Annotated in this window: 17 protein-coding genes; 5 read left to right on the top strand and 12 right to left on the bottom strand. The window is 39.7% G+C overall.

Features of this window, described 5'->3' with window-relative positions; all coding sequences use genetic code 11:
• The first annotated feature begins 40 nt into the window (after positions 1-40).
• The 3 genes from ACB088_RS12465 to ACB088_RS12475 all read left to right on the top strand — a co-directional run bounded on the left by ACB088_RS12465 (position 41) and on the right by ACB088_RS12475 (position 3,443).
• The gene (locus ACB088_RS12465) at positions 41-1,180 is read left to right on the top strand and encodes an HlyD family secretion protein (RefSeq protein WP_375037118.1); all 1,140 of its coding nucleotides are present in this window, start codon (positions 41-43) and stop codon (positions 1,178-1,180) included.
• 64 nt (positions 1,181-1,244) lie between these two features.
• Positions 1,245-2,126: a 1-aminocyclopropane-1-carboxylate deaminase/D-cysteine desulfhydrase gene (locus ACB088_RS12470; protein ID WP_375037119.1), complete on the top strand. Its 882-nt coding sequence runs from the start codon at positions 1,245-1,247 to the stop codon at positions 2,124-2,126.
• 117 nt (positions 2,127-2,243) lie between these two features.
• The gene (locus tag ACB088_RS12475; protein ID WP_375037120.1) at positions 2,244-3,443 is read left to right on the top strand and encodes an NAD(P)/FAD-dependent oxidoreductase; all 1,200 of its coding nucleotides are present in this window, start codon (positions 2,244-2,246) and stop codon (positions 3,441-3,443) included.
• A gap of 1 nt (position 3,444) precedes the next feature.
• On the opposite strand, the gene ACB088_RS12480 is transcribed toward ACB088_RS12475, so the two are convergent.
• From ACB088_RS12480 to ACB088_RS12490, 3 genes are all read right to left on the bottom strand, one after another.
• Entirely contained in the window at positions 3,445-3,615 is a 171-nt protein-coding gene (locus ACB088_RS12480; RefSeq protein ID WP_375037121.1) for a hypothetical protein, read from the bottom strand.
• 128 nt (positions 3,616-3,743) lie between these two features.
• Entirely contained in the window at positions 3,744-5,405 is a 1,662-nt protein-coding gene (locus ACB088_RS12485) for a mechanosensitive ion channel (protein WP_375037122.1), read from the bottom strand.
• A gap of 221 nt (positions 5,406-5,626) precedes the next feature.
• Positions 5,627-5,860, bottom strand: a complete 234-nt coding sequence (locus ACB088_RS12490; RefSeq protein WP_016139123.1) for a hypothetical protein — start codon at positions 5,858-5,860, stop codon at positions 5,627-5,629.
• Between the two features lie 290 nt (positions 5,861-6,150).
• Here ACB088_RS12490 and ACB088_RS12495 point away from each other — a divergent pair, with 290 nt between their 5' ends.
• Complete coding sequence (locus ACB088_RS12495) at positions 6,151-6,570, top strand: hypothetical protein (RefSeq protein ID WP_171056780.1); 420 nt, start codon at positions 6,151-6,153, stop codon at positions 6,568-6,570.
• Positions 6,571-6,618: 48 nt separating this feature from the next.
• On the opposite strand, the gene ACB088_RS12500 is transcribed toward ACB088_RS12495, so the two are convergent.
• Positions 6,619-7,380 (bottom strand): ferredoxin--NADP reductase, encoded by a 762-nt coding sequence (locus tag ACB088_RS12500; RefSeq protein WP_198077914.1) that lies wholly within the window; start codon positions 7,378-7,380, stop codon positions 6,619-6,621.
• Between the two features lie 85 nt (positions 7,381-7,465).
• On the opposite strand from ACB088_RS12500, the gene gigC reads away from it, so the two are divergent.
• A complete protein-coding gene (gene gigC, locus ACB088_RS12505; protein WP_307012916.1) occupies positions 7,466-8,350 on the top strand; it encodes a LysR family transcriptional regulator GigC in 885 nt (294 codons plus the stop codon).
• Between the two features lie 207 nt (positions 8,351-8,557).
• On the opposite strand, the gene ACB088_RS12510 is transcribed toward gigC, so the two are convergent.
• The 8 genes from ACB088_RS12510 to nuoI all read right to left on the bottom strand — a co-directional run bounded on the left by ACB088_RS12510 (position 8,558) and on the right by nuoI (position 16,058).
• Entirely contained in the window at positions 8,558-8,851 is a 294-nt protein-coding gene (locus ACB088_RS12510; protein WP_005042841.1) for a cold shock domain-containing protein, read from the bottom strand.
• 117 nt (positions 8,852-8,968) lie between these two features.
• A complete protein-coding gene (gene upp, locus ACB088_RS12515) occupies positions 8,969-9,604 on the bottom strand; it encodes a uracil phosphoribosyltransferase (RefSeq protein WP_003653460.1) in 636 nt (211 codons plus the stop codon).
• Between the two features lie 100 nt (positions 9,605-9,704).
• Positions 9,705-11,201: an NADH-quinone oxidoreductase subunit NuoN gene (gene nuoN, locus ACB088_RS12520; RefSeq protein ID WP_003653461.1), complete on the bottom strand. Its 1,497-nt coding sequence runs from the start codon at positions 11,199-11,201 to the stop codon at positions 9,705-9,707.
• Between the two features lie 2 nt (positions 11,202-11,203).
• Positions 11,204-12,802, bottom strand: coding sequence for an NADH-quinone oxidoreductase subunit M (gene nuoM / locus ACB088_RS12525; RefSeq protein WP_151744713.1), 1,599 nt, complete (start codon positions 12,800-12,802; stop codon positions 11,204-11,206).
• Position 12,803: 1 nt separating this feature from the next.
• On the bottom strand, positions 12,804-14,693 hold the full coding sequence (gene nuoL, locus ACB088_RS12530; RefSeq protein ID WP_003653465.1) for an NADH-quinone oxidoreductase subunit L: 1,890 nt from the start codon (positions 14,691-14,693) through the stop codon (positions 12,804-12,806).
• Positions 14,690-14,998: an NADH-quinone oxidoreductase subunit NuoK gene (gene nuoK / locus ACB088_RS12535; protein ID WP_003653467.1), complete on the bottom strand. Its 309-nt coding sequence runs from the start codon at positions 14,996-14,998 to the stop codon at positions 14,690-14,692. The genes nuoL and nuoK overlap by 4 nt, the downstream gene beginning before the upstream one ends.
• Positions 14,998-15,516 carry an NADH-quinone oxidoreductase subunit J gene (gene nuoJ / locus ACB088_RS12540; protein WP_171068139.1) on the bottom strand — a complete coding sequence of 173 codons (519 nt, stop codon included), beginning with the start codon at positions 15,514-15,516 and terminating at the stop codon, positions 14,998-15,000. The genes nuoK and nuoJ overlap by 1 nt, the downstream gene beginning before the upstream one ends.
• Complete coding sequence (gene nuoI, locus ACB088_RS12545) at positions 15,516-16,058, bottom strand: NADH-quinone oxidoreductase subunit NuoI (RefSeq protein WP_003653469.1); 543 nt, start codon at positions 16,056-16,058, stop codon at positions 15,516-15,518. The genes nuoJ and nuoI overlap by 1 nt, the downstream gene beginning before the upstream one ends.
• Between the last annotated feature and the right edge of the window lie 6 nt (positions 16,059-16,064).

Here is a 16,064-nt window from a genome sequence, read left to right on the forward strand (position 1 = left end):
CGGCTTTCGTATTTGATGAAATAGAAATTGAGATTGATATATGTCAGATGATCAAAACAAACCAGAACAAACACCTGCTCAGGCACCTGCCAACGAGCCAACACCTGCACCTGCACCTGCACCTGCACCTGCACCTGCGAGTAAACTCATTCCGACAAAACGCTCAACTTTATTATGGATGCTGGTTGTTCTTATTGTCGGTATTTTAGTGATTTTATGGGCATGGAGAATTGGACCTTTTGCAACGAGTGTTCAGCAAACTGACAATAGTTATGTCAAAGGTAAAACCACAATTTTATCTTCACAAATTAATGGCTACGTTAAAGATGTAGTAGTTAAAGACTTTGACCATGTTAAAAAGGGTCAAGTGCTCATGCATATTGATGCCACAACTTATGATCAAAAAGTAACGCAAGCAGCTTCTGGGGTTGAACAAGCTAAAAATACTTTAGCCAATCAAACTCAATCAATCGCTCAGAAACAAGCTGATATTGTGGCGGCACAAGCTAAAGTAGATCAGGCAAGAGCTCAATACGAACTCTCTTTAGCACAGCTTAGACGCTATCAACAGTTAGGAAATAGTGGTGCAGCCTCTAAGTCTGAGCAAGATAAAGCCGCGGCAGATGCAGAAAATAACCTTGCAGCCCTTAAACAGGCAGAAGCCAATGTATTAGTTGCAAATGAAGCGCTTAAAACAGCACAAGTCGCAGAAGCCGGCTTAGAAGCACAAGTTTCAAGTGCTAAAGCACAGTTAGACCAAGCACAAACCACTAAAGACTATAGTGTTATTGTTGCTCCGATGGATGGCCAACTTGGTGAAGTTAACCCTCGTGTTGGGCAATATGTCGCAGCAGGGTCGCAGTTACTCTACCTCATTCCACAACAAACTTGGGTAATTGCCAACTTTAAAGAAACCCAAATTGCCAATATGAGGATTGGTCAAAAGGCATGGTTTACAGTCGATGCGATGAAACACAAAAAATTTACAGGACATGTTGAGCAAATCTCACCTGCAGCGGGTTCAGAGTTCAGTGTATTAAAGCCAGACAATGCGACAGGAAACTTTACTAAAGTTGTTCAACGGATTGCTGTACGCATTACTATAGACCCAAATCAAGAAGGAATGGAACATTTACGTCCAGGTATGTCAGTAGTTACTTCTGTCGATACAAACTCGTAAACAGCTTTTTAAAGTTCTATTTAAAAAGTTACAATGTGATCAATCATTATTTTCTCAATTTCTAATGTTTGATCACATTGCTCAATCAGTTCCTTATCAACATATTCAACTTCCCTATCCGCTGCATCTCGACATTAAGCGGTTAGATCTAATTCACCCTCAAATCTCGGGGAATAAATTTTTCAAACTAAAATACAATCTACTTGCAGCAAAGCAACAAGAATTATCACGCGTTTTGACTTTTGGTGGAGCTTATTCAAATCACATTGCTGCAACTGCGTATGCAGCTCATCTTTTTGGCTTTAAAAGTATTGGAATTATTCGTGGTGAAGAGTTAGCTGGCAAACCTCTTAACCCTACTTTAGCAAAAGCTCAAAGTTTAGGAATGCATTTACATTTTGTCTCGCGCACTGAATATCGTTTGAAAGATGATGCAAACTATCTTCAACAATTACACAACCAATTTCCTGAAACTTGCATTATTCCTGAAGGCGGTTCTAATGAGCTAGCCGTACAAGGTTGTCAGGAAATTCTCAGCCAAAGTGATTTGCAAAATTATGATGTGATTTGCTGTGCAGTCGGAACTGGTGGGACTATTTCAGGGCTGATTGAACGAAGTGCACTACATCAAAAGGTTCTAGGATTTTCAGCATTAAAAGGTGACTTTCTACAACAAGATATTATGCAGTGGACTAAAAAACAGAATTGGTCACTGACAGATGCCTATTGTTGTGGTGGTTATGCTAAAACCTCACCTGAACTATTAGCATTTATCCAAAATTTTGAAGAGCAATACGCTGTACCCCTTGAACCGATCTATACGGGAAAAATGATGTTTGGTCTCTTTGACCTTCTCAAGAATAATTATTTCCCTGAAGGAACTCGCATTCTGGCAATTCATTCTGGTGGTTTACAGGCTGATATAAGAAACAAGCTAAGCTACTGATTCATTAATTTTTAGGAGATCTTGCTCCTCATACCGATAAATGTCTTTAGCACGAGCAAGTGTCGGCATGATAGTATATGCCCCTTTTTAATTTTCAAGATTAATCGAGAATCTCTTATGTCTAACAGTCATGTCGATGTCATTGTCTTAGGTGCAGGTGCTTCTGGACTCATGTTGGCTGCTCATGCTGCTAAACGCGGGCGCTCGGTTTTAATTTTAGAAAAAGCCAATAAAATTGGTAAAAAGATTTTAATGTCAGGTGGTGGTAAGTGTAACTTTACTAACCTATATGTAGAGCCTGATAACTATATTTCTCATAATCCGCACTTTGTTATTTCTGCCCTGTCACGTTATAGCAACTGGGACTTTATCGGTTTGGTCTGTGATTATAAAATTGCCTATGAAGAACGTAAACACGGGCAATTATTTACGCTAAACGGTGCTAAAGAAATTTTAGAAATGCTGGTGAGTGAGTGTAATAAAACTAAAAATGTGGATATCCAAACCCATTGCGAAGTTGGACAAATTATACCCTTGGAAAAAGGTGGATTTTCACTAAACACTAATCAAGGGCATTACACTTGTGATTCTTTAGTGATTGCTACTGGGGGCTTATCGATTCCAACATTAGGCGGTTCTGGTTTTGGCTATGAACTGGCACAAAAATTTGGACATCAGGTTTTCCCAACTCGTGCAGGTTTAGTTCCATTTACTTTTTCAGATCATATTAAAGACGTCACCACACGCTTAAGTGGTAACGCTTTGGATGTGACGTTAAGCAACTCAAAAAATAGCTTTACTGAAGCCTTATTATTTACCCACCGTGGCTTGAGTGGACCAAGTTCTTTACAGCTTTCGAACTATTGGAATTCAGGAGAAAGTTTTAAAATTGACTTTTTCCCAAGCCAAGATTTAGCGACTTATTTAAAAGATAAAAAGAAAACTCAGCCTAAAGTTTTATTACGTACTCTTCTTAATGAATTTACTGCCAAAAGTATCATCCAAGAGTTACAACAACTCATATGGTCAGAGCAGAGCGAAACAGCGATTGGTAATATCAGTGATGCACAGCTAGATCATATTGCCGAGCAGTTACATGGCTTCGCAGTTAAACCGTCTGGAACAGAAGGTTATCGTACCGCTGAAGTTACTTTAGGCGGAATAGATACAACAGAAGTATCTTCCAAGACTATGGAAAGTAAAAAGCAGAAAGGATTGTTTTTTGTTGGCGAAGTACTCGATGTCACTGGCCATTTAGGAGGTTATAACTTCCAGTGGGCGTGGTCTTCTGCCTATGCTGCTGCCCAATACGTATAAGCTAATTTGAGTTTTTCGAACTATTTGATGCGTTCTGTGAATCTTGCGGCTGAGAAGTAGTCTGTTTCGAGTTTTCTGGCTTACTAAATACAAACTTATAAGCACTCGCTAAAAAACCTACCGTAATTCCGGCAATGACAATTGGTGCTAAAAAACGACCTGGTTTCTTCATCGTATTTTCCTCACTTATTTGTTTTTATAACGGCCAAAAAAGAACGACCACTCAATATAGAGTGGTCGAACTTATCACAAAAATCAAAGATTTTTTGTACTGTTTATCTGAAATTCAGTTTAATTCCCTTAAATTTCATCATTTTCACCTGTAGAGCCAAACGGTTTATTCACTGGGGGTTGTGCTGGATTCACCTGTACAGAATCTGCTGGTTTTGCATCAGATGAAACTGTAGATGGTGTCGTTGGCGCAGATGTAGTTGTGGCTGGAGCCGCACTACTTGTGCTAGAAGGTGGCTGATAAAGAGGATTTGGTTGATTCGCTTCTTTTTTAGCTTTATCTAACAAATCAGTTAAAAGTCGTTCTGCTGGTTGGCGACCACCTAAGCCAAATGCAAGAGCGAAAGCAACTGCAACTGCACCTAGAGTCAAACCGAATGCAAGATTAACAATTGAATCTGCAATACCCATCGCTCTTAAACCAAGCGCAAGTACTAGACCAATAATTAAGACACGAACTAAGCTAGCTAACCAACGCGAGCTATTATATTCACCACGTTGCACCACGTTCGCCACAACATTTGCGAGCCAGAAGCCAATAACCAAAATAACAGCACCTAACAAAATGTTTGCACCGAAATGGATAAACATTGCGATTAGACCACTGATTTGGTCGAAACCAAGACGATCCGCAGCTTCAGAAACCGCAAATAGCATGGTAAAGAATACAATTAACCAGCCAACTGCATTAGAAACTTTGGTTTCACCTAAAAAGCGTTGTACATCTAATTTGGCAGGAATTTCATCAACACCAGTACCTGCAATTAACTCTGCAACCAAACGCCCAACAAAACGAGAAACAATATAAGCAACCAGTAGAATTAAACCAGCAGCAATAATATTTGGAATCGCCTGCAAGATTTCATTCAGCATTGCTGTTGCAGGTTGAGAAATTGTCTCAATACCTAAAGCTTCGAACGCTACAATCAATGTCGTAATAATAATGATGGCAAAAACAAACGAACCTAAAAATTTGCCTACATTAGAGCTTTTGAAAAGACCAATTTTTTCAGCTTGAGCCTGAACACCTAAGCTATTTACTAAACCTTCAACAATACCGCGTACAATTTTTGCCAAGATATAACCAACAAAAACGATAACGCCAGCGATAAAGATATTTGGTAAAAACGCTACGGCGTCATTTACCATATTTTGAACTGGAATCAGTAAGCCTGTTAATCCTAATATTGAAAGAACAATCGGAAGGAAAAGTAACAATACAAGCCAGTAAAGAATCTCACCAATATTTTGGCTAATACCGCCTACGCCCACTTCCGTACTGAGCTTATCGTCAAGCTGAGTTCTAGATAAAACATTGGTCACTCCTGCTCGCACCAGTCGAGCAACAATCCAACCAATAAAACCCACCACCACAGCAGCCACAATATTTGGAATGTAGACAAGTACCTGATTCACCATATTGCTGAATGGGCCACTCACTCCACTAATGTTAAGTACATTTAGAGCCGCAACAACAGCTAAGATTAAGATAAACCAGAATACGACCTTGGAAATTAAGCCTTCAATATTGGGGGCTCGACCAGTGGCTGAGGATAGTTTTGCATTGGTATTTACTTTTTGTAGTAGCTTTTTCACACCTGCTGCTACCAATAAAGCAATTATCCAACCAACTAATAAGATCACTATTGCAGCCAGAATAGGATGAAACTGATCCCAGTAATACATTGCATCAAATTGAGCGCCGCGAGGCCCATCAAAAAAATCATTCATATTGTTATGTCCTCAATTGTTCTGTTCTTTTCAGTGTTATCTCTAGGAAACACCATTCGTTGTAAAAAATGACGATGAATGTGGTCTATCTCACATTATGTTTTGAATATTTTCTAATCAACACACTTCTGCATAAATACAACAAATTGATGCAAAAGGTTGCAAAAAAGCCTTCAGGTTTACACCTAAAGGCTTGATATCAAGATAAACTGATTCGCTTATTACCCTATATAGGTCTTTAAATTCAAATCTGAACTACCCTTAATTACATGTGGTGTGGTCTCATTTTGAAAAGCTCCCTCTTGTTTAGGAGTCTGGTTGTGGTCAGCAACCATATAAACAATAAGCGCAAGAAGAAAAAGCCCAACAATAATTAAAATATAAACTGGCAATCTTCTTTTTTTCGCAGTTTCTTCAGGACTCGTCACATGAGGTGGTTTTGAAAAATCATGCATCTTCTTTCCCCTCTTCTATTATCATTAACTTTATATTCATCATAGCAATTTGCTTTGTTGCATTGTGTGAAAAAGCATTATGCGAAGGTGTCTGTGATTGCAAAACTCTACTTTTAAAATAATAAAAATAGTATAAAATTTGCACACATTAATTTAAGCAATTAAAAATAATTTCCAACTATTCACGAACTTCGTCTATGTCCCATTTGTAATACAATATGTTTTAGCGCTTACTTTTTAGAAAATAGGCTATAATAAGCCCCCATGTTTTAAAGCTACTCTATTTTATGATGTATCGTCAGCAAAACGTAACTCTTGATCTCGACACTGACGTCACACATCAATGTTATATCCACCAGACAAGAGACGAACATCTCATTGGTATTATTGAATTTAATAAACCAAGTTATGAACTCAAATGGGGTGATCTGGAATATTTTCGTCGTCGTACTGAAGAATTTTCAGTTATGCCATTTCCTGACTGCATTAACGCCATGATTGTTGATATTCGTAATATCAATATTTTTCTGGACAATGAAGTTCCGATTTTACCTTGGCGTTTACTTGAAGAAGACTGTCCTGTTCGCTTAGTTGTTCCGCAAGATCGTTTAGAACATTATGCAGGCCTTTTTGAACCTACTTGGCTTTCAAGCGATGTAGACAGTGCAATTTCCGAAATTCGTGAATTTATGGATATGTTTGTCCATTAATAAACATATCCATAAAAATAATTTTAAAGTTCTTTTAATTGTCGTTTGTTACCAGTAATTTTCTACTGCAATATTTCCCTCACCTCGACGATTCATCGTCAAACCACGGCGCTTTAAAGCCTCTTTCGTGTCATCTACCATTTCTGGGTTTCCACAAAGCATGACATGGCTTGTTGCAGGGCTCAGTTCTATACCAGCAACTTTTTCTAATTCACCGTTCTCAATCAAAACTGGTAAACGATCATGTAACTGTGCTGATGGATCACGAGTGATAATTGAAATAAATTTAAAACCGACGTGCCCTTCCCCAAAAGTTTCAGCAATCTCTTGAATACGATCGACATAAGCTAATTCAGCTGCGGTACGGACACTGTAGACCAAATTAATCTTTTGATATTTCGACCATGTATCGAAGTCTTGTAGCATCGATAAAAATGGAGCTAAGCCAGTACCTGTTGCCAATAACCATAAATCATGCGGTAAAGGCTGTTGATAGCGAGCTAAAGTAAGATAACCATATGGTATTTTTTCTAAATAAAGCTCATCTCCTACCTTCAAATGTTGAAGATTGGATGTAAATGCGCCATCAGGTACCACAATCGAGAAAAATTCTAGCGTTTCATCAAATGGAGAAGACACCACCGAATAGGCACGAACAACAAGTTCTTCTCCAACTTTCAGTCCAATACGTGCAAATTGCCCAGCAGTAAATTTAAAATGTGCAGGGCGGGTCATGGTGAAACTGAAAAGAGTTGGGGTCCAGCGGTGTACAGATAAAACTTTTTCTACGCTAAATTTTTCAATTGACATGATTTCAACGTGGCATGAAATAGTGCGCTCATGTTAGCATGACAGCCGAAATAATGAATACTTTTAAACGTTAAGGCTTTTAAACATGCGCATGACATTACGCCAGTTGGCTGTTTTTGTAGCAGTCGCTCAAGAAGGAACTGTCACCAAAGCCAGTGATGCGGTCAGACTGACGCAAAGTGCAGCAAGTATGGCTTTAGCCGATTTAGAGGATGGTCTTGGTGCCCCTCTATTTGATCGTTTAGGTAAACGACTACAACTCAATGATCTTGGTCGCTTTCTATTGCCACAAGCGCTAGAAATATTAGGTCGCTGTGAGGCTTTTGAGCAAGCTGCAAAAGGTGAGTTGCAAAGTATTGATTTACGTATTGGGGCAACTCTAACGATCAGTGATTACCTCATGCCAGATTTAATGGCGAACTTTCTACAGTCTCATCCTAAGGCGCACTTACAATTACAGGTGGGCAATACACGCCAAATGATTGAAGCGGTTAATCAGTTTCAACTTGATTTGGCATTAATTGAAGGCTCGTGTCACCTACCTCAACTTCAATGCATTCACTGGCGAGATGACGAGCTTGCTGTATGCTGCTCCCCTAATCACCCTCTAGCACGTTTAAATCGACCTTTAACAGCACATGATTTTTATCAAGTTGAATGGATTTTACGTGAAGAAGGTTCGGGAACTCGTGAAGTGTTTGATAATGCTATTTTGCAAGACCTACCAGACGCTAATATTCGTCTCACCCTAGGTCACAATGAAGCAATCTTGAAAATCGTTGCAGGTGGTTTAGGAATGTCTTGTATCTCTAAACTCGCTATTGAGCCTTTAATTGAAAAAGAACAATTAGTTATTTTAGAAACGCCATTCTGGCAACTTACTCGCCCACTTTACATGTTGGTACACCGTCAAAAATACCAAGGCCCTGGCCTAAAAGCATTCTTACAATTTTGTGAAGAGCAGGTCTAAGACCTGATCTTCTAGTGCCATCTTGAGTTGTTCTCAGATAACTCACCATTCTTTTCATTTTATTATTTATTACTTAAAACAATTAAGGGAAGTTAACACCTCCCTTAATTTTATATTACTTACTCGTTCCACAAACGATCAAAAATCTTCTTTCCTGGTCCTTAGCTAAACTCTGCACCAAGATAGCCTTCAAAATTGAGAACCCTACTAGCGTCGAAAATGTGATAACAACTCAGTCGTAATCGCTTTATTATGATCGGTGATTTGAGTTTTTTTGGTTTTAGACGGATTAGGATCGATACGTTCAATCTTTATAGCCTTAAATTTCCCCTGATTATCTACAGCGAGAAATTTCACTTTTTCATTTCTTTTCGGTTCCCCTTCTGATGCAGGAAAATCCGAAATATGAAAGAAAATATCTCCTTCAGCCGTTCCAATAAAACCAAATCCTTTGTCAGGATCATATTGTTTAACTTTTCCGGTATAAAACTCTTGCTTCATGATCTTTACCCTACTTTTTCAATACTGTCATTACAGCAGAAAATTAAAAAGAGACTTTCAATCCGCCCTCAAAACTTTACGGTTTGATTAAGTCTCTTTTTATCGTTATTTCAAAAATTAGTCTTTTTGGACACTACCAAAAATTTTATCGCCCGCATCACCTAAACCAGGAACAATATAGCCCTGTTCATTTAAGCCATTATCAATAGATGCTGTATAAATCTGTACATCTGGATGAGCGGCTTCAACTTTAGCAACACCTTCTGGGGCAGCAACTAATACCATAACACGTATATCTTTACAGCCACTTGCCTTTAACACATCAATAGCAGCAACTAATGAATTACCTGTTGCCAACATTGGATCGATAATCATTGCAAGACGATTAGCGACATCTGGAACTAGTTTTTTATAATAAGTACGAACTTCCAATGTTTCTTCATTACGTTCAAGACCTAAAACACTAACCTTTGCACTTGGAATCAGATTAAGTACACCATCTAGCATACCAATTCCTGCACGTAAAATCGGTACAATCGTTATTTTTTTACCAGCAATACGCTGAGTAGTAACAGTTCCGGCCCATCCATTAATTTCACAATCCACAACTGGTAAATCTTTTGTTGCTTCATACGTCAATAACATAGTCACTTCCTGAGCAAGCTCACGGAAATTCTTAGTACTGATGTCAGAACGACGTAACAAACCTAATTTATGACGAATAAGTGGGTGACGAATTTCTTGAATGGCCACAGATGTTACCTAAAAATATAAAAACGTATTTATTATAATCTTTTTTTAATGCCCAATAAAAAAAAGCCTCCAGATTTGGAGGCTTTTTTGTACACTAGGATTATTGTTGTTGTGAAAGCATGAAATGTAATGGAGATAAAATTTCTGCTTTTAATGCCAAATTAATCATTGGATCTGGGTAAACCCCCAAAATAATAACTAATGCAGCAGCAGCCAATACCATTAAACCACCTACTTTTTGACCCCAATGAGCATCTGCATCAATACGAGGAGTTTCTGGTGGTGTCATGTACATTACAACCATCACACGTAAGTAATAGTACAAACCAATACCACTACCCACAATAATCATTGCAGCCAAGAACCAGTGTTGAGTTGTTACAGCAGCCATTACCACTAAGAACTTACCAATGAAGCCCGCTGTTAATGGAATACCAGCCAAAGATAGCATCATGACTGTTAACGTTGCTGTAAGTACTGGACGACGCCAGAACAAACCACGGTAGTCTGCAAGGCTTTGTGCTTCATCTACGTTGTTATATGGGCTAGACATTAACGCTACCGCACCAAAAGCACCGATAGTTGTTAATACATAAGACACCACATATACAGTTACGCTACCCAAGCTCGCATAAGTCATGCTAATTAAAGCAATTAACAAATAACCAAAATGAGCAATAGATGAATAACCAAGAATACGTTTTAAGTTAACTTGACGAACAGCGAGTAAGTTACCAACTAAAATCGACAATACTGCAATGATTGTCAAAATAGTGACTAACGAGTCCACCATAATTGCGCCTGAAGCAAGCATATAGCGCACGAACAAACCAATTGTTGCAACTTTAGCAGCGGTCGCCAAGAAAGTTGCCATTGGCGCTGGTGCACCTGCATATACATCTGGTGTCCATTTATGGAATGGCGCAAGCGATAATTTAAATGCAACAGCAAAGATAATGAGTGCTAAACCTAATAACACCATTGGCTGTTTGATTGCACCAAATAACGCCTGTACAGAATCATAGAATGAAAGCGAACCAGTATATGCATAGATGTATGCCATACCCATCAACAGCATTGCAGAAGCTGTCGCTGAAAGTACAAGATATTTAATACCAGCTTCAAGTGAACTACTACGTTGATAGGTATAAGCAAGTAAGCCATATACAGGAATCGACATTAACTCAAGGCTAATGAAGAACGATGCATAGTGAGAACTTGCAACCATCAACATTGCACCTGCTACTGAAGCAAGTAACAAAAGATATAGTTCTTCGCGGTTATCTTTATAAGTTTCGATGTAAGCATGAGACAAAGTACAACAAGCCAATGCCGCAATCAAAATCATAAATTGATAGAACATGGTAAATGGATCAACCATAAACATGCCCATCACATTTGCCGGTACAAACTTACCGCCAAATACTGCAAATAAAATATAAAGTGCAGCGAGGTTTAGACCAACAACAGAAGTTGTTGCGATTAAATTATGATTACGCTTAATAGAAATTAACAGCATGACGACGATTGTTGTCAAAGCAACAATCATCACCGGAGCTAAAGGCATAAGCGTAGAGAGTGATACTGTGAAGTTCATGATTATTGGATCTCCACATGGTCAAGTTGAGTAGCTGTTTGCTGAACAGTTTCAACGACTTCTTGAACTGGCATATAACTATTGACCAACCACTGCATGCTTGAATGAGACATATCCAAGAATGTTTGTGGGTAGATACCAAGCCAAACGAGACCAATCGCACAAATCATCAAAATACCAACTTCACGAGCAGATAAGTCTTTTAGTGGACTAGTGTAGTGTTGCTTTTGTTCAGGGTTTGGTTCACCAAATAAAGCACGGTGAATCAAGATCAAGCCATATAAGCCTGCAAATACAAGGCTGATAGAAGCAAGAATCGTGAAGACAGGGTATTTATTAAATGAACCCATTAAGATCAGGAATTCACCAATAAAGTTACCCAAACCTGGCACGCCTACAAGAGCAGCTACGAAGAACATCAAGAAAAATGGCAAGTACTGAAGCTGGCCACGAAGACCACCCATTAAACGTAAATCACGTGTATGTAAACGTTCGTAGATCTGACCAGACATAATGAACAATGCAGCTGATGACAAACCATGTGCCAACATCATGATCATTAGACCTTGGAAGGTCAAAATGTTACCTGCGTAGATTGCAAGTAAAATAAAGCCCATGTGTGAAATCGACGTATACGCAAGTAAACGTTTCATGTCAGTTTGCTGGTAAGCACACCATGCGCCGTAGAAAATACCAATCAAACCGAAAATAATCGCAATATCTGCAAACTGAGCAGAAGCTGTCGGAAAGAATGGAATAACAAAACGAAGCAAGCCATAGGCAGCTGTTTTAATCAAGATACCCGCTAAGTCTACAGAACCTGCTGTAGGAGCTTGAGCATGCGCATCCGGCAACCAACCATGTAATGGGAATACTGGTAACTTCACGGCAAAACCAATGAAGAAACAGATCATGAAACCATAAGCTAGGTTCGCAGGTAAGTGGTTGGCTACAGCTAATAAATAGTTGTAATCGAAACCGATCATGCCTGTCATCATGTAGCCATAAACTACAAGACCAAGGATACCGATTAACATCACTAAACCAGCGATCTGCGTGTAAAGGAAGAACTTAGTAGCTGCGTAAACACGTGAACGACCGTTTGAACCTTTATGACCCCATAACGCAATCAGGAAGTAGATTGGTACAAGCATCATCTCCCAGAAGAAGAAGAACAAGAACAGGTCAATCGCTAAGAATACACCGATAACGCCACCTAGACTCCATAAGAGGTTTAAGTGGAAGAAACCAACGTTCTTTTGAATTTCGCCCCATGAACAACCAACAGCAAGTACACCAAGTAACGCTGTTAATAACACCATGAGTAAAGATAAGCCATCCACAGCAAGGTGAATGCCGATACCGAGTGATTGAATCCACGGTAAATAGAACTCAGCAGACCAAGTTGGGATTTTTGAACCCAACTCATAGCTATAAGTTCCACTTTGCCAAAGTGCAAGACCTAAGCCCAAAGTAATGAGCATACCAATTAAGGCAATCCAGCGTGGCAAAGTTTTGTCGAGCTTATCGACTAACCAACAAATAAAACCAGCAATGAACGGAACAAGAATCAGCGCGGGTAAAATTAAATTGTTTTCCATTTTATTTCCCCACTACCTGAATAACGATCAAGATCATCAATAACACCACTACACCGAGTGACATACTTGATGCGTATTCACGCAATGAACCGGTTTGACGTGAGCTTGTAAAACTATTTCCGCCTTTTACAAGTGCAGGAAGAACTAGCCACAAACTGTCAATCGGATCACGGCCAAAGATTTTGGCGAAGAATAAATAAGGTTTAACAAAAACGATGTCATACAATGCATCAAAACCAAAAGCAGTACGGCAAATATGTGCCAGACCTGCACCCAAACTTGTTTGAGCGAATGATTTCACTGCACCATAAGCAAATGTAAATAATGCTATACCAACAACTAGACCAACTAGCGCAATTCCTACTGCTAAATGCTCTGCCCCATGCATGCCTTCTACAAATTGTTCAGCCACATGGAATTCAGGAATTTTTGCAGTATTAAGAATACCAGCTACAGGTGCTTTTAATACGGCACCAACAAAAGTAGACAGTACAGCTAAAATACCCAATGGAGCCCAGTAAGTTGCACCTTTAATTTCATGGTAAGGCGTGTTTTCTTGACCAAAGAATACAACCCAGATTAAACGGAATGTATAAATTGAAGTCAGGAATGCACCTGCTACACCCACCCAATATAAGGTGTGGTATAAAGCAACTGATTGGCCTTGTACCCAAACTTCACCAAGAATCGCATCTTTAGAGAAGAAGCCAATGGTCAAGAATGGAATAGCTGCTAATGCACCGCCACCAATCGCGAAACAAGCAAATAGGAATTTGTTACGTTTGAACAAACCACCCATTTTGAAGATATTTTGCTCGTGGTGGTAAGCAAGAATCACCGCACCAGAAGACAAGAATAATAAAGCTTTGAAGAATGCGTGAGCCAACATGTGGAACAAGCCAGCTTGATAAGCTTCAGCACCTACAGCCATAAACATATAACCGAGCTGACTCATTGTTGAGTAAGCCAAGATACGTTTGATGTCTGTTTGAACCAGTGCAGCAAAACCTGCAACTAACAAAGTCACGGCACCTGTTACCGAAATGAATTGCATCACTTCAGGTGCAAGTTCAAATACGCTGAATAGACGGCAGCATAAATACACACCCGCCGTTACCATTGTTGCAGCGTGGATTAATGCAGAAACAGGTGTTGGACCTGCCATTGCATCTGCCAACCATGTTTGCAATGGAATTTGCGCAGATTTACCAGCAGCACCCAAGAACAACATTAATGCAGTCCAGATGGTAAGTGACGAACTCTTCGTCATTACTTCTGCTGCGTGTTCAACGATGTACTGAGTATTCAATGTACCAAATTGTTGGTAAAGCAAGAATAAAGCAATAAGCAAGAATACGTCACCTACACGGGTAACTGTAAATGCTTTGATCGCAGCCCAACCATTTGCAGGGTTTGCATAATAGAAACCGATAAGCAAATAAGAGCAAAGACCTACGCCTTCCCAACCTAAGAATAACAACGCTAAGTTGTCGCCCAATACAAGCACAAGCATGCTGGCAACAAATAGGTTGAAATAAGAGAAGAAGCGCGCATATCCCTCTTCACCACGCATGTACCATGATGCAAAGATGTGGATTAAGAAACCAACACCTGTAACCATGCCCATCATAAGTAAAGATAAGCCATCTAAATGTAAGCTAATGCCCGGTGCAAAACCGCCAACATTGAACCATGTCCACAGATTTTGAACAAAAACTTGCTGACCACTTGTGGTAAATGCCATTCCAGCAATCAATGCAAATAATGCAGATAAACCTACAGAACCCACACCAATAATTGCTGCAACATTTTCAGAGAGTTTGTCTCGTCCTGCCGCCAATAAAATAAAACCGATTAGCGGAAATAATACTGTTAGATATAAATAACTCATCCGCGCATCTCACTAGCAGCATCCACATCCAAATGATGGAAGCGATGATAGAACTGAAGGACAATCGCAAGACCGATACATGCCTCTGCTGCTGCAAGGGTCAAAATCAGAATGAACATAACTTGTCCATCTGGTTGTGCCCATACGCTACCCGCAAGAACAAATGCCAATGCAGCAGCATTCATCATGACCTCAAGGCTCATTAACATAAATAATAGGTTGCGTCGCACCATTACACCGTAAAAACCGAGTGCAAAAAGGATGGTTGCAACAATCAAACCATGTTCTAAAGGAATCTGGCCCATTATTCTTTTTCCTCTTCTGCACCTGGTTCACGTTTACCTAAGTGGTATGCTGCAACAAGGGCTGCTAGCAATAACATCGCGGCAACTTCAACCAATAGTAAATAGTGAGTAAAGAGTGCTTGACCAACTAATTTTGGTCCAATCACTTGTGCCCCAAGTGGTGCTGAAATCGTGGTGTATTCACCACCAAGCATCCAAACCAAAAGCAAGCCGAGTAAGAAACTCATGAGTGCTGGATATGCCCAAGCATCTGAAGAAAGCCATTTACGTTCTTGTTCTACAGTGTGTTGACCCAAATTTAGCATCATCACCACGAAGACAAACAGAACCATAATTGCTCCGGCATAAACAATGATTTCAAGAGCACCTGCAAAAGGCGCCCCCACGATCATGAAAATACCAGCAACAGCAAGCAATGAAACAATTAGACTAAGTAAAGCGTGTACAGGGTTCGTGTTAGTCACTACACGAACCGTAGAAACGATGGCCACGAGTGCCATCAAATAAAACGGCCACATCATGGTAATAGACTCCGTACATCGATTGGTGCACTTTCTTTTTGCGCCTGACCTTTCTCTTTACCGTTAATTGCCATACCAGCTACACGGTAGAAGTTGTAGTCTGGGTATTTACCCGGACCTGAAATGAGTAAGTTTTCTTTCTCATAAACCAAGTCTTGACGTACATATTCACCAAGTTCGAAATCTGGTGTCATCTGAATCGCAGTTGTTGGACAAGCTTCTTCACACATACCGCAGAAAATACAGCGTGAAAAGTTGATACGGAAAAATTCCGGATACCAACGTCCATCTTCTGTTTCTGCTTTTTGTAATGAGATACAGCCAACCGGACACGCAACCGCACATAGGTTACATGCCACACAACGCTCTTCCCCATCTGGGTCACGCGTCAACACAATACGACCACGAAAGCGTGGCGGCACAATCTGTTCAGCCGGTACTTCTGGATATAAAATCGTGTCACGTTTACGCGTTACATGGCTAAATACCATAAATAACGAACGTACAATCGATCCGAATCCAGCTAGAAATTTATACATTTTGTA

Source organism: Acinetobacter sp. RW6 (assembly GCF_041956835.1).
Lineage (GTDB): Bacteria > Pseudomonadota > Gammaproteobacteria > Pseudomonadales > Moraxellaceae > Acinetobacter > Acinetobacter calcoaceticus.